The organism is Micromonospora sp. NPDC049580 (assembly GCF_040675595.1).
GTDB lineage: Bacteria > Actinomycetota > Actinomycetes > Mycobacteriales > Micromonosporaceae > Micromonospora.
This window is the reverse complement of sequence record NZ_JBFAPG010000122.1, coordinates 1-13705: the sequence shown is the minus strand read 5'-3', so window position 1 is coordinate 13705 and position 13705 is coordinate 1. Positions and strand designations below refer to the sequence as shown.

The window sequence follows — 13705 nt, the reverse complement described above, 5'->3', positions numbered from 1 at the left end:
GGCGTCGATCCCCTAGAGCCGGGCGTCGCCGGCCGCGGTGGCCTCCTGCACCGCCGAGGTACGACGGACCTCGGCGCGCTCGTCGCCCGCGTCCTCCCGGTCGGGGGCGGCCATCCGGGCCGCCCGGTTGGCGGTCGGCGCGGCCTGGTCGCCCGTCACGCCGCCGCGGATGCGGTTGTTCGCGGCCACCTGCGCGGCCGGGTTGTTGCCCGTCACCGTCAGCTGGCCGTTGATGATGTTGTCGTCGACCGTGACGCCACCGGTGGTGGTGGTGACGCTGACGTCCGCGCCCCAGTAGCCGCCGGAGGCGCAGCTGTCCAGGCCGCCGTTCGGGCCGAGTTGGACACCGCCGAGGTTGCCGGCGAACGTGGCCCGACCCCGGACCGCGCTGCCGCACACGACACTGCCGGTGGCGCTGTTGAGCACCGACAGGGTGCCGTCGACGAACGAGTCGTGCACGTCGGTGTAGTAGGTGCCGGTGCTGCTGACGTTGCGCGTCACCTGGGTGCCCCCGTCGAGCCGGACCTCACCGGCGCCGACGGTGACGTTTCCGGCGATCGTCGCCGCCTCGGCGAACAGGAAACTGTCGATGGTGGCCGAGCCCTTTGGCCGGACGGTCACCGCACCGGTCTGGGCGTCGGACAGGAAGACGCCGTACCCGCCGGCGGCCAGCACCACCTGGCCGTCGACGCTCGTCTCGGTGGCGTCGAGGTAGCCGTCGGCGGCGACGCGTACCTCACCGCTGACCCGGCCACCGGTGACCACCAGGTTGGCGCCGGCGGCGACGGTGACGTTGCCGGTGATCGTGGTGCCGGTCAGCGCGCAGGACTCACCGGCCGGCACGAGCAGGTCGTTGGGCACGGTCACCGCACCGCCGGTGCCGATGCAGTGGGTGACCAGGTCGGCGTGGGCGGTGGGCGCCACGGCCAGCACCGAGGCGGCGATAACGGCGGTCACGGTGGCCAGCTTGGCGACGGTACGTCCGGGCATCGTGGTACTCCCTGTCGGTGAGATTCGGGTGCTCATGCGCCGACGTCCGATCGGGCCGCGGCCCGGACGATGGCGCCCTGCTGCCGCTTGGTCAGCGTTCCGGCGGTCACGAGAGCGGTGGTGACCGCCTCGACGTGCCGGACGAAGTCGGCGTGGCCGGGGTAGTCGGCGTGTTCGTCGATCAGATCGTTGATGGTGCAACCGTCGCCGGTGTCGGCGTTGGCCACGCCGGTGTCGTCACCGTCGATGATCACCGTGGCCCGGGTGTCGGACGCGGGGCAGGCGTCGGTGCCGTCGGCCACCACAGTGAACGTGGTGGACCGCTCGGCGGCGGCGTTCCCCGCGGTGTCGGTCGCCCGGTAGCGCAGGGTGTGCGCGCCGGGCGTGCGGACGGTGACCGGGCCGGCGTACGCGGTCCAGCCGCCGGTGTCGAGCGCGTACTCGACCGACGCCACACCCGAGCCGGCGTCGGTCGCGGTGACGGTGACGGTCGCCGCGCCGACGTAGGCGCCGTCGGCGTCCCGCTCGCCGGTGACCGTGGCGGCCATCGTGGGCGGGGTGTCGTCCTCCTCCGGCGGGGCGACGACGGTGAAGTGGGCCATCTGCTCCGCCGAGGTGTTGCCGGCGACGTCGGTCGCCCGGAAGTGCAGCATGTGCATCCCGGCCGCGGTCACCACGATCGGGTTCGTGTACGCGGTGAAGGCCGCGCCGTCGAGGGCGTACTCGATGGTGGCGACCCCCGATCCGGCGTCGGTGGCGGTCAGTGTGGCGGTGGCCGTACCGACGTAGTCGCCGTCGCCGTCGCGGTCGCCGGCCAGCGCGGCCGTGACCACCGGCGCGGTGGTGTCCTCCTCGGTCGGCTCGACGACCCGGAACGACACCGATCCGACCGCGCTGGTGTTACCGGCCTGGTCGGTGGCGCGGAACTGCACCGAGTGGTCGCCGACCGCGGTGACCCGCACCGGCGCGGTGTACGGCTGGAAGCTGGTGTCGTCGACCTGGTACTCGACTGTGTCCACACCCGAGCCCGCGTCGGTGGCCGTGACGGTCACCGTCGCCGTACCGATGTAGTTGCCGTCCTGGTCGCGGTCACCGGACACGGCGGCGGTGACCGTCGGCGGCGTGGTGTCGCCGCCTCCCCCGCCGTCGGTGACGACCAGTTCCCCGACCATCTGGCTGTGGCCGGGGATCGAGCAGAAGTAGCGGTACCGGCCCGGGGTCAGCGTGACGGTCGCCTGGTGGCGGCCGTCGTTGGCGTCGAACGGGCTGGCCAGGATGTTGACTGTGACGTCGTGGTTGTAGCCCTCGGTGCTGGTGTCGAAGGTCAGGGTGTGCGGCATTCCGGTCGTGTTGCCGGTGGCCGCGCTGTTCTCCCAGATGATCGTCGCCGCGCCGGCCACCGCCTGGGTGGGCACGGACTTGTAGCGGGTGATGTTGTCGTCGGCGGTCCAGGTCAGCACCTGGTCCGCGGCGGCGCGCGGGGCGGCGGAGGCGGGTGGCGCGGCCAACGGCGTGACCGTGAGCAGGAGCGCCGCCAGCGCGGCCGTGAGTCGTCGGATCATCGTCTCTCCTAGAGTTCCCGCACGCGGATGTTGCGGAACTCGGTCAGGTCGTTGTCACCGTGGTTCTGCAGGCCGATGAAGCCGGACAGGAACTGCCGCAGGTCGGTCGGCGGGTCGCCGGCACGCGACGACTGCTTGCCCGGCGTGTTGTCGAACTCGTTGATCACCACGCCGTTGCGGATCATCGTGTAGTGCTGCCCGACCGCCCGGATCTCGTAGTCGTTCCACACGTTCTTCGGCGTGACGCCGGCCTGGGCGAGCGGCACCGGGTCGAAGTTGTAGACCGAACCGGTCTTCTGCGGCTCGCCGGTCTCCCCGTCGTAGATCTGGATCTCGTGTCCGCAGTAGATCGCCATCCAGGCCGGCGAGGTCCGGGCCGACCCGACCGTGCCGCAGCTGCCCGGTGGCCGCTGTTCCAGCGGGGTTCGCAGATCCGGGAAGCGGATGAAGACGCCGGTGTTGGCGCGGCCGGTGCCCGGTGCGATGTCGCGGAACTGCACCTTGAGGGAGAAGTCCGCCAGCTCCTTGGTGTGCCAGAGCATGCCGAGGCCGCCGCTGGAACGCAGGGCCCCGTCCGGCTGGATGCTGAACGATCCCGTCGGCGCCTGCTGCCAACCGCGCAGCGACTCGGCGGTGCCGTCGTAGAGCGGCTCGTATCCGGTGCGCCCGTCCCGGCCGATCTCGGACGCGGCGGCCAGGCGGGTGAGCGTGCCCGATTCGCGGGCGTTGAGCAGGCCGTCGTCCTGCAACGCGCGGGTCACCGCGCTCACGTGCCGGACGAAGGCGTTGTGGTCGGGCCAGGTGCTCTCGTCGTCGATCAGGTCGTTGATCGTGCACCCCTGCCCGACCGTGCGGCTGGGCACTCCGGTGTCCGTGTCGCCGAGCCACACCGTGCCCCGGGAGTCCGGCACCGCGCAGCCGGCCGTGACGGTGGTCTGCACCGTCGCCGTCTCGCCGTCGGCGTACGTGACGGTGAGCTTCGCGGTGTAGGTGCCGACCTTGGCGTACGTGTGCCGGGGGTCCGCCTCGGTCGACGTGGCACCGTCGCCGAATTCCCACCGGTGGCTCACGCCGCCGGACCGGGAGCCGGTGAAGGCGATCGTCAACGGCTTGTTCTGCACGGCGACGGAGTTCGCCGCCGGTGCCGGGGTGGGCGCACCGCCGGTGTAGGTGATCCGGATGAGCTTCTGGTTGGGGTGCAGGCTGAAGAACCCGCCTCCGTAGTCGAGCAGGTAGAGCGCGCCGTCCGGGCCGAACTTGGCGTCCATCCAGCTCTGCAGCCGGGTGTCGCCGTTGCCGCTGGGGATGATGGCCCGCAGCGACTCGGCGTACACCGGCGGGGTGGCCGTCGGCACGCCGGCGGGGTCGACGGTGACCGCGACCCGGTTGGCGGCGTTCGACTCGTCGCCGATGAACCACTTCTCGTCCCAGTACGCCGGCCACGCCACAGTGCTGTTCGGATCGACCCGGTCGCGGTGGTAGGTGGGGCCGGACATGATGGCCTGCCCGCCGCCGCGCAGGTACGGCTGCGTGTAGGTGGCGTCGGCCGCGACGTACGTCGGGATACCGCTGCCGTCGGTGCGCTTGGGGAAGACCGGGCCGCCGCCGTCCGGCGAATACCAGATCATGTTGTCCCGGGCCGCCGGGATGTCCACCAGCCCGGTGTTGCGCGGTGACTCATTCTTCAGGTTGCCGCAGTCGTACCAGCCGGTCAGCACTGTCGCGTCGGTGCTGCTGCGGTCCCGGTACGGCTGCCGGTTGCCCATGCAGTACGGCCAGCCCTGGTTGCCGGCCGACGTGATGATGGTGGCGGTCTCGTACTTGGCGGGGCCCAGCGTGGGGCTGGGCGAGGCGGCGTCCGGGCCGACCCAGCCGGCGGTCAGCCACTGGTGCTCCGGGTCGATCTGGAGGCGGGCGATGTTGCGCACGCCCATCACGTAGATCTCCGGGCGGGTCTTCTCGGTGCCGGGCGGGAAGAGGTTGCCCTCCGGGATGGTGTACGTGCCGTCCGCCTCGGGGTGGATCCGGATGATCTTTCCGGCGAGGTCGTTGGTGTTGCCCGACGTACGGCGGGCGTCCTGGAACGAGATCCCCTGGTACTCCTGGGTCCAGTTGTTGCCGGAGTAGCCCTGCGATCCCTCGGAGGAGTTGTTGTCGCCGGAGCCGACGTAGAGGTTGCCCTTCGCGTCGAACGCCATGCCGCCGCCGGCGTGGCAGCAGCTGTGGATCTGCACCGGGAACTGCAGCAGGTCCTTGCGGGTGCCCTGGTCGATGGTCTGGGCCGCCCGGTCGTAGGTGAAGCGGGAGATGGTGCGCTGCCCGACCCGTTTCACCCGGTCGATCGACTCGTGTGGCATCCAGTAGACGTAGAGCCAGCCGTTCTCGGCGAACTTCGGGTCGGGCACGATGCCGAGCAGGCCCTCCTCGTTCTTCACCAACTCCGAGCCGCTGCCCCGGTTGCCCATGACCCGCAGGGTGGTGAGGAGTTTCACCTGCCTGCTGCGGGGGTCCCAGGAGTGGATGGTGCCGCAGCCCAGGCCGACGTTCGGGTCGTTCCAGTCCGCGATCGGGCCGCTGGGGCAGGCCGCCTTGCCGACGTAGAAGACCGTGCCGTCCGGCGCGATGGTGAGCCCGTGCGGTTCGCCGATCTGGTCGAGCTGTCCGGTCTGGTTGGCGGCGGTGAGCCGCTCCACCTTGTAGTTCGCGGCGATCGTCGCCTGGCAGTCACCGCGTACGCGCCCGGTGGTCCAGTTCAGCGCCCCGGCCAGGTGCATGCGGAACGCCTCCTCGCCGTAGCTGCCCTCGGTGTGGCCCATGCCGGTGTAGAACGACCGCCCGCCGTCGTAGTCCCGGCACCAGGACACCGGGTGGAACGGGCCGTTGGCGCCCGGCCCCGGGTCGTAGTGCCGTTCCTCGACCTGGGCGAGGGTGTGCACCGCGCCGATCGGGTTCGGGTCCCAGTTGTCCCAGCGGTCCGACCGGGTGAGGGTCAGCGGCAGCGACGCGGTGGCCGGGTGTTTACGGTCCAGGATGTCGACCACCGCCCGGTTCACGGGGGTCGGCGGCGGCGCGGTGGCCGTCCCGGTGAACAGGCGCAGGTCGGCGAGCTGGATCAGCGGCTCGCCGCTGTTGGCGGTGATGTTCAGCCGGTAGCGGCTGAACTCCTGCGGCGTGGCGATGTCGAACCGCCGGGTCTGGAACCGCTCCGCGAAGGTCTGGTTGGTGCGCCGGTCCAGATCGGACCAGGTCTGGCCGTCCGTGGAGCCCTGCAGGGTCCAGTCCTTCGGGTCCCGCCCGACGAAGTCGTTGGCCGACGTCAGCGCGTACCCGGTGATCCGCTTCGGTGCGGCCAGCTGGTACGCCACCCACGCGGTCGGGGTGCGGACCAGCCACTTGGTGTTGGCGTCGCCGTCGGTCAGCTTCTCCTTGGTCTCGCTCGGCGGGTTCTCGCCGCTGGCGGTCACCGCGGCCACCGGCTCGGCAACCGGGATGGCGCCCGCCGGGCGGGTGCCGATCAGGCCGGTGAACCAGGTGGAGTCGACCTGCGCGCGGGCGGCGTCGGCGATGCCGACGAAACCCCCGCCGGCCTTCATGTAGCCCTGGAGCGCCGACTCCTGGTCGCGGTTGAGCGCGGCGCCCGTCGCGGAGAGAAAGACCACGCTGCGGTACGCCGAGAGCCCGGTCGTGGTGAAGACCGCCGGGTCCGTGGTGGCCGTGACATCGATGTCATGACTGGCCGCAAGCTGTCGGATGGTGTCCACGGCACGCGACACCGGGTCCTGTTGTTCGGCCACCGGCCCGTGGAATACGAGCACGGCTGTTCTGGGCGGCTGGGCCGCCTGGGCGGCGGCCGCGGGTCGCGGCGCGGCGGTCGCCGCCGTGGCCGTGGCCGTGGCCGGAATCAGTGTGGCGAAGGCCGCTACCGCGGCGAGGGCTCGTCGTACGTCTCTGGTCATCCCCGTCCCCACTTTCGGTCAGCTTCCATGCGTGTGGGTGTGGCCCTGGAACCGGTGGATCGCCTCCTCGGCGCCGGGGGGCATGCTGCCGTCGGCGTTGCGCACCAGGAAGATCCCGGCCATGCCGCCGTCGGAGTGGTTCTGCACGTGGCAGTGGTACATCCACGCGCCGGGTCCGACGCCCTCCCCGGCGAGCACCTGGAACCCGAACGAGCTGCCCGGGTTGAGGTCCTTGTTGTCGATGACCAGGCTCGGGTCGGCCGGTCCCTCCAGCATTCCGGTGCGGTTGTCGGCCCAGCGGTGCGCGTGCAGGTGGAAGGTGTGGAACAGGTTGCCGTGCCCGATGGCGAGCCACTCCACCCGCTGGCCCAGGTTCGCCTCGAACATCGGCGTGTCCGGGGCCATCCGGTTGTTGATCGTCATGTCGTGGAACACGACAGTGAACTGCTTCTCCGGCAGGATGTCGCCGCGGCGGCGGACGATCAGGGCCCCGTACAGGCCCTTCGCGACTCCGGCGGTGCCGTGGTCGGTGCCCATGGCGTGATCGTGGTAGTGCCAGTAGCCGGCGCTGCCCGGCATGTACCGGCGACCCGACGCGGCCACCATCTCGTGGGAGCGCCAGACGTACGTCCGGGTCTCGCCGGGGTTGTTGAACGAGTCGTTGAACGGGCTGCCGTCCGAGTCGGTGCTGTAGTCCACCCCGTGCGGGTGGATGGACAGCCGCTGGGTGGTGGTGTTGACCAGGGTGATCTCCAGGGTGTCACCCTCGTAGATCTCCAGCACGGGCCCCGGCACGGTGGCCTGCCCGGGTGCGAGGCCGTACCCGAACAGCCCGCCGGGCAACTGCTCGGCGTAGATGGTGACCTTCCTGGTCACTCCGGCGGCGGCCCGGGCCGGGCTGCCTCCGAACGCGCCGCCGAGCGTGGGCGCGGACGCGCCCAGCGCCCCGGCGGCGAGCGCCCCGGTGGCGATCAGTGATCGGCGGGACAGGTGACGATGGGAGCCAACGGCGTGATCGTCCATGGGTCTCCGTTCCCGACCGGGCGAAGACGCGACGAGGGCAGGGTGCATCGACCGCCGAGCACAAGGCGGCAGCACGACTGAGGTGAGGATCGTCGCGGACTTCGCTCGGAAGACTCAGAACTTTCGATGGATGAACCCAACTTATGTAATCCATCGACGAAAGTACAGGTCTGATTGCAGGAAGATTACCGCGAGATCACGCCGTGCGTCGATTGACCAGGCGATGTGGAGTGCTCAGACGGTGTGCCGGTCGTCCGTCGGCAGGCCGGGCGCCTCGGGCGGCTCGGGCGACTGGTCAGGCTGACCGAGCCGCTCCACCCGGGTCGGGTCGAGGACCCGGGCGAGGAACGCGCGCGTCCGCTCGTGCTTCGGCGCGCCCAGCACCTCCTGCGGCGGCCCCTGCTCGACCACGACGCCACCGTCCATGAACACGACCCGGTCCGCCACGTCCCGGGCGAACGCCATCTCGTGGGTGACCACCATCATCGTCATGCCGTCCTCGGCGAGCCCCCGCATGACGGTGAGCACGTCGCCGACCAGCTCCGGGTCGAGCGCCGAGGTCGGCTCGTCGAAGAGCATGAGCTTCGGCTCCATCGACAACGACCGGGCGATCGCGGCCCGCTGCTGCTGCCCGCCGGAGAGCTGCGCCGGGAACGCGTCGGCCTTGTCGGTCAGGCCGACACGCTCCAGGTTGGCCCGCGCGATCCGCTCGGCCTCGGCGCGACCGCGCCGCAGCACCCGCCGCTGGGCGATGGTGAGGTTGTTCAGCACGGTCAGGTGCGGAAACAGGTTGAACGACTGGAACACCATGCCGATGCCCCGGCGTACCGCGTCGATCTCGACGTCCGGGTCGGTCATCTCGACGCCGTTCACCCAGATCGTGCCGGCGGTCGGCTCCTCCAGCAGGTCGACGCAGCGCAGCAGCGTCGACTTGCCGGAGCCGGACGGCCCGATGACGCAGACGACCTCGCCCTGGCCGACCTGGAAGTCGATGCCCTTGAGCACCTCGAGCGGCCCGAAGGACTTGTGCAGGTCGCGGATCTCGACGGCGGGACGGGACGGGGTGGTCGTCATGCGGGTCACCGGGCCTTGGCGTAGCGGAGTTCGAGGCGGCGCACCACCTGGGACAGGGGCAGGGTGATGACCAGGTAGGCGAGGCCGGCCACCAGCAGCGGCGTGGCGTTCACCCGGTCGTTGAGCATGTCCCGGCCGAACTTGGTGACCTCGATGGTCTGCGCCGTCACGCCCAGCACGTAGGCCAGCGACGAGTCCTTGGTGAGCAGGATGAGCTCATTGGTCAGCGGCGGGATGACGATCCGGAACGCCTGCGGAATGACGATGGTGCGCATGGCGGTGAAGTGCGACATGCCGAGGGTGCGGGCCGCCTCCATCTGCCCCTTCGGCACGGCCTGGATGCCGGCCCGGATGGTCTCGGCCATGTACGCGGCGGCGGTCAGGCCGAGACCGATCGCGATCGAGCCGAACACGCCGCCGGGAATCTCCCGCTCCGGGAAGGCGATGGGGATGCCGTACCCGACGAGGAAGAGGATCAGCAGCGCCGGCAGACCCCGGAACAGCTCGATGTACGCGGTCGCCAGCCAGCGGTACGGCGCCACCCGGGACAGCCGCATCAGGGCGAGGACGGTGCCGAACACGAGGCCGAAGGCGAACGCGCCCAACGTGTAGAGGATCGTGTTGCGCAGCGCCACGGTGATGATCGTCGGGAACATCGACTCGATGATGTCGACGCGGAAGAACGCGTCCTTGAGCCTGCCCCAGTCCGCGGCGAAGAGCACCGCGGCGATGATCGCGACGAAGACCAGGTACTGGATGCCGAGGGACAGTCGTTCCCGCTGGCGGCGTCGCAGCTTCACGTTGGCTCGTTGCCTTCCCGGAGTGTGCCGACGGGAAGGGCGCGCGTCGCGCGCGCCCTTCCCCACTGAGCTTCGATCAGGCGCTCGGCCGCTTGCCGATCCACTTGGAGTAGATCGCGTCGTACGAGCCGTCCTGCTTGGCCTTGGCCAGCGTCTCGTTGATCTTCTTGAGCAGTTCCGGGTTGCCGTCCTTCTTCACCGAGAACCCGTACTGCTCGCCGGTGTCGAACTCGGCGGTCACCTCGAACCCACCCGGGTTCTTGCGGAGGTACTCGGTCCACACCGGCAGGTCGTTGACGGCGGCCTCGACCTGGCCGTTGGCGACGGCCTGCTGCAGGGCGGCGAGATCCTCGAACTCGACCAGCTGCAGGCCCTTCTCCTTCTCGAACTTCCTGGCGTAGTCACGACCGGTGGTGGCCGCCTGGACGCCGAGCTTCTTGCCCCGCAGGTCGTCGAGCGACTTGTACGGCTTCCCGGTCTTGACCAGCAACGCCTGCGTCGCGTCGAAGTACGGGTCGGAGAAGTTCATCACCTTCTGGCGTTCGGCGGTGATGGTCATGCCGGCGGCCGCCGCGTCGCACTTGCCGGTGTTCAGGTCCTGACCGGACTTGATCCCCTCGAACGGCGTGTCGATGATCGTCTGCTCGACGCCCAGCTCCTTGGCCACGAGGTCCATCACGTCGACGTCGAACCCGGTGACCTTGCCGCTGGCGTCCTTCGACTGGAACGGCGGGTACGGCAGGTGGGTGCAGACGGTCAGCTTGCCGGCCTCGACCAGCTTGACCCCGCTGGCCTGGACCTCGCTGTCATCCTTCTTGGCGCATCCCGCGCTCAACGCCAGAGCGGCGACCGCCGCGACAAGGCCGGCCTGACGGACTGCGCTACGGACTCTCACGAGTGTCCCTCCGGTTCGGCTCCCCTGTGACGGGCAGCCAGGTTGGTGCGAAGACGGTGTGACAGGGGACGGTACCTGATTCGACGAACGGTACCCAGATCACGGGGCGTAGCGGTCGTGCTGCGGTGTCCATCACAGCCCGTGAACGGGACAGGCGGACACGTTCGGGACGACGGGGCGCAGCGGACCCCGACCGTCCGCCGTCGTCCGGTGACCCGAGGCCCGGCCCGCTCCGCCGCGACGAACGGCAGTTGAGTACCCGACCCACCTCGAACGAGTAAGCCGTCGTGCCGGCCACCGCTGCGCCACCACAGAAGCTGGTGGACGATCAGGGGTACCGCCGTCACGGGAATGGGGAAGCAGAACTGACCATCGAGCCGGGTACACCGAGGCGATTCCGGGTGGGAGGGCACGGCTGAGATGGACAGCTACCCCATGACCCCTCAGATGGCCTTCGCGCAGTTCGTCCGCCAGGCCGTCGACGACGCCCGCGAGGAGCACGGTTGGACCGTCGGCGACATCGCGCAGCACACCGGCGTCAGCCGCTCGACGCTGTTCCGCTGGCTCGCCGGTGACTGGCAGCGCTACCCCGAGTTGGCGAAGGTGCGCAGCCTCTGCGCCACCCTCGACCTCTCCATCGCCGCCGCGATCCGGCCGCTCGCGATGCCGAACGCCGCCGTGACGCCCCGGGTGCTGGCGGAGGTCGAGGCGGACATGGGCAGCATCCGCCGGCGGTTGCTCGACGACACGGTCTCCGCCGCGGACAAGCGCCAGATCCGGGAGCTTCTCCGCCGTCTCGCCGGCCGCGACCTCCCGGTCGAGGGAGCGTCGCCGTCCACGACCGGCTCCGGCGCCACCCCGCCCTCCCCGTCGCAGGCAGGTGCGTCCCGCCGGTAGCTCGATCGGACGGGCGCCGCAGGGCCGGCCGACCTCAGCGCGCGGCAACTCCGCCGGCCTCAGCGCGTAGCGCAGCCAGCCTCAGCGCGCGGCGCGAGCCGGCCTCAGCACGGTGACGCGACCCGGCCTCAGCGCGGGACGCAGCCGGCCTCAGCGCGTGGCGCGGCCCGGGCGGCCCGGGCCGGTGCCGGAACGCCGGGAACCGATGCGGGGAGCCCGCACCACCGGGGAGCTGCCGGCTCCGGGGCGGAAGTCCCGTGCCGCGGCGGCCACCATGTCGTCGGGATCGCCTTCGAGCGTCCGCCGGACGTGCGCCGGGATGATCTCCGACGTGGCCATCGCCAGCCGGACCTGCACCGAACGGTCGTCGACCAGGGCCGCCAGATCCTCCTCGTCCAGCTCCAGCGCGCGGACCAGCGCGGCCCGCACGTCGACCGCCGGGTCCCTGGCCAGGGCGCTGCGCTGCGCGGCGGTGGTCCGCGGGTTGCGGGCGAGCCCCTTGCGGACGCGGACGGTGCGGTCGGCCAGCAGGGCGACGATGACGTCCGGATCGTGGGTGTGCGTGGCGAGTCGTTCCCGCACCTCGGGTGAGACGTCGTCGACCAGCTGGGCCGCCAGCTCGGGCTCCAACTCGCGGGTCTCGGCGAGCAGGCCCCGAAGCTCCTTGTCGGGTGCGGCTGCCATCACCCGGCGGACCGACTCGTCGCAGGCCGGGTTGCCGGCGACGGCCCAGCGGACCCACCGGTCCGCGTCCTTGACCAGACGCAGGAGATTGCCGACCGAGGTCGCGGGATTGCGCGCCACGGCCTCCCGGACATGACGATCATGGTCGCGGGTCAACGACCGCAGGGCCTGCGCGGGCGCGTCCGGCCGGGCCGCGACCGCCTTGCGGACCGCGACCGACGCGTCGGACGCCAGGTCGATGAGGGTCATCTGTGGCGTTGTGGGGTCGTGTGCGACGGCGAGCCGCGCGTCCGCCCCATCACCGATCGGACGGTCGGCCGCCGTGCCCGACCCGCTGTCCCGGTCGGCCCCGCCGACGTGCTGCTGCTTGCCCATGGGCGCAATCATGGCACGCGCCGGACCGGACCCCGCGCGGCAAGCCCGCTCGCAGCCCCTGGTCCGCGGCGAGCCGCCGAGGGTCAGTCCTGGCGCGGAGCCACCAGGCCGGACTCGTACGCGACGACCACGAGTTGGGCGCGGTCGCGGGCGTGCAGCTTGGCCATGGCCCGGTTGATGTGGGTCTTGGCGGTCAGTGGGCTGATCACCATCCGCGTGGCGATCTCGTCGTTCGACAGGCCCTGGGCGACCAGGACGACGGCTTCGCGTTCCCGGGTGGTCAACTCCCGCAGGCCGGTCGGGGCCCGCAGGTGGCGCGGCTCGGCGACGTACCGGTCGATGAGCCGGCGGGTGATCGACGGCGCGAGCAGCGCGTCACCCCGCGCGGCGACGCGTACGGCATGCAGGAAGTCCTCCGGCTCGATGTCCTTGACGAGGAAGCCTGCGGCGCCGGCGCGCAGCGCGTGGAAGACGTGTTCGTCGAGGCCGTAGTTGGTCAGGATCACGACGTGCACCCCGGCCAGGGCCGGGTCCGCGGCGATGAGCCGGGTCGCCTCGATGCCGTCCAGCACCGGCATCTGGATGTCGATGAGCGCGATGTCGGGCAGGTGACGCCGGGCGAGGGCGACCCCCTCGCGGCCGTCGGCGGCCTCGGCCACCACCTCGATGTCGTCCTCGATGTCGAGGAGCGCGCGGAAACCGCTGCGCAGCAGCGCCTGGTCGTCGACCAGCAGGACGCGGATCATCCGGGCGGACCGACGGGAAGTTCCGCGTGGACGGTGAAGCCACCCTCGTCCCGCGGCGCCGCGTGGAGGCGACCGCCCAGGGCGGTGACCCGTTCGCGCATCCCGAGCAGCCCGACTCCGGGCTTTGGCACGGTGGCCAGCGTGGCCGTGCCGTCGTCGTCGACGCGGATCGCCAGGGCGTCCGGACGGTAGTCGACGCGGACCGACGCCGTGGCCGCGGCGGCGTGGCGGGCGACGTTGGTGAGGGACTCCTGCACGATCCGGTAGGCCGTCCGGTCCACCGCCGCCGGCACGGCCTGTCGTTCGCCCTCGACCGTCAACGTCGCGTCCAGCCCGGCCATCCGGGCCCGCTGCACCAACTCCGGCAGGTGTTCGAGGCCGCGCGGCGGGTTCCTGCCGTCGTCCCGCAGGGCCTCCAGGGTCGCGCGCAACTCCCGGCTCGCCTCACGGCCGGCCTCCCGGATCGCCAGCAGCGCCTCCGGCACCGCCTCGCCGCGTCGGCGGGCCAGGTGGACGGCCACCTCGGCCTGCACCTTGATGATCGAGATCTGGTGGGTGAGGGAATCGTGCAGCTCCCGCGCGATGTGCAGCCGCTCCTCGTCGGCGCGGCGGCGCGCGGTCTCCTCCCGGGTGCGCTCGGCCTCGTCGGCCCGCCGCTCGGCCTGCCGCAACGCCTCACCGGCGGCGGCGGCGGCGCTCAGCC

The 13705-nt window shown here is 71.2% G+C and carries 10 protein-coding genes and 1 pseudogene; 1 reads left to right on the top strand and 10 read right to left on the bottom strand.

Annotation, left to right across the window (positions count from 1 at the left end; translation table 11 throughout):
- Positions 1 to 12: 12 nt before the first annotated feature.
- The 7 genes from AB0J68_RS13190 to AB0J68_RS13160 form a co-directional block, all read right to left on the bottom strand.
- On the bottom strand, positions 13 to 990 hold the full coding sequence (locus AB0J68_RS13190; protein WP_363938449.1) for a hypothetical protein: 978 nt from the start codon (positions 988 to 990) through the stop codon (positions 13 to 15).
- Positions 991 to 1022: 32 nt separating this feature from the next.
- Entirely contained in the window at positions 1023 to 2552 is a 1530-nt protein-coding gene (locus AB0J68_RS13185; RefSeq protein ID WP_363938447.1) for a plastocyanin/azurin family copper-binding protein, read from the bottom strand.
- An 8-nt stretch (positions 2553 to 2560) separates the two neighbouring features.
- Positions 2561 to 6508, bottom strand: a complete 3948-nt coding sequence (locus tag AB0J68_RS13180; RefSeq protein WP_363938444.1) for a ThuA domain-containing protein — start codon at positions 6506 to 6508, stop codon at positions 2561 to 2563.
- A gap of 18 nt (positions 6509 to 6526) precedes the next feature.
- The gene (locus AB0J68_RS13175; protein WP_355136614.1) at positions 6527 to 7531 is read right to left on the bottom strand and encodes a multicopper oxidase domain-containing protein; all 1005 of its coding nucleotides are present in this window, start codon (positions 7529 to 7531) and stop codon (positions 6527 to 6529) included.
- Positions 7532 to 7765: 234 nt separating this feature from the next.
- The gene (locus tag AB0J68_RS13170; RefSeq protein WP_354862516.1) at positions 7766 to 8605 is read right to left on the bottom strand and encodes an amino acid ABC transporter ATP-binding protein; all 840 of its coding nucleotides are present in this window, start codon (positions 8603 to 8605) and stop codon (positions 7766 to 7768) included.
- 5 nt (positions 8606 to 8610) lie between these two features.
- The gene (locus AB0J68_RS13165; RefSeq protein WP_354862518.1) at positions 8611 to 9405 is read right to left on the bottom strand and encodes an amino acid ABC transporter permease; all 795 of its coding nucleotides are present in this window, start codon (positions 9403 to 9405) and stop codon (positions 8611 to 8613) included.
- 76 nt (positions 9406 to 9481) lie between these two features.
- The gene (locus AB0J68_RS13160; protein WP_354862520.1) at positions 9482 to 10300 is read right to left on the bottom strand and encodes a basic amino acid ABC transporter substrate-binding protein; all 819 of its coding nucleotides are present in this window, start codon (positions 10298 to 10300) and stop codon (positions 9482 to 9484) included.
- Between the two features lie 420 nt (positions 10301 to 10720).
- Here AB0J68_RS13160 and AB0J68_RS13155 point away from each other — a divergent pair.
- Positions 10721 to 11107, top strand: a pseudogene (locus tag AB0J68_RS13155) (helix-turn-helix transcriptional regulator); the annotation flags it as partial.
- 240 nt (positions 11108 to 11347) lie between these two features.
- On the opposite strand, the gene AB0J68_RS13150 reads toward AB0J68_RS13155, so the two are convergent.
- From AB0J68_RS13150 to AB0J68_RS13140, 3 genes are all read right to left on the bottom strand, one after another.
- A complete protein-coding gene (locus AB0J68_RS13150; protein WP_363938441.1) occupies positions 11348 to 12256 on the bottom strand; it encodes a hypothetical protein in 909 nt (302 codons plus the stop codon).
- Between the two features lie 83 nt (positions 12257 to 12339).
- Positions 12340 to 13002, bottom strand: a complete 663-nt coding sequence (locus tag AB0J68_RS13145; protein ID WP_355065988.1) for a response regulator transcription factor — start codon at positions 13000 to 13002, stop codon at positions 12340 to 12342.
- Positions 12999 to 13705: histidine kinase (locus tag AB0J68_RS13140; protein ID WP_363938438.1), on the bottom strand; the 707-nt coding region annotated here is incomplete at its 5' end. The genes AB0J68_RS13145 and AB0J68_RS13140, both read right to left, overlap by 4 nt.

Bases quoted from the DNA above. Each gene is read 5' to 3' on its own strand.
- AB0J68_RS13175 (WP_355136614.1), bottom strand. From the start codon at position 7,531: ATGGACGATCACGCCGTTGGCTCCCATCGTCACCTGTCCCGCCGATCA.
- AB0J68_RS13150 (WP_363938441.1), bottom strand. From the start codon at position 12,256: ATGGGCAAGCAGCAGCACGTCGGCGGGGCCGACCGGGACAGCGGGTCG.
- AB0J68_RS13145 (WP_355065988.1), bottom strand. From the start codon at position 13,002: ATGATCCGCGTCCTGCTGGTCGACGACCAGGCGCTGCTGCGCAGCGGT.
- AB0J68_RS13190 (WP_363938449.1), bottom strand. From the start codon at position 990: ATGCCCGGACGTACCGTCGCCAAGCTGGCCACCGTGACCGCCGTTATC.
- AB0J68_RS13180 (WP_363938444.1), bottom strand. From the start codon at position 6,508: ATGACCAGAGACGTACGACGAGCCCTCGCCGCGGTAGCGGCCTTCGCC.
- AB0J68_RS13185 (WP_363938447.1), bottom strand. From the start codon at position 2,552: ATGATCCGACGACTCACGGCCGCGCTGGCGGCGCTCCTGCTCACGGTC.
- AB0J68_RS13170 (WP_354862516.1), bottom strand. From the start codon at position 8,605: ATGACGACCACCCCGTCCCGTCCCGCCGTCGAGATCCGCGACCTGCAC.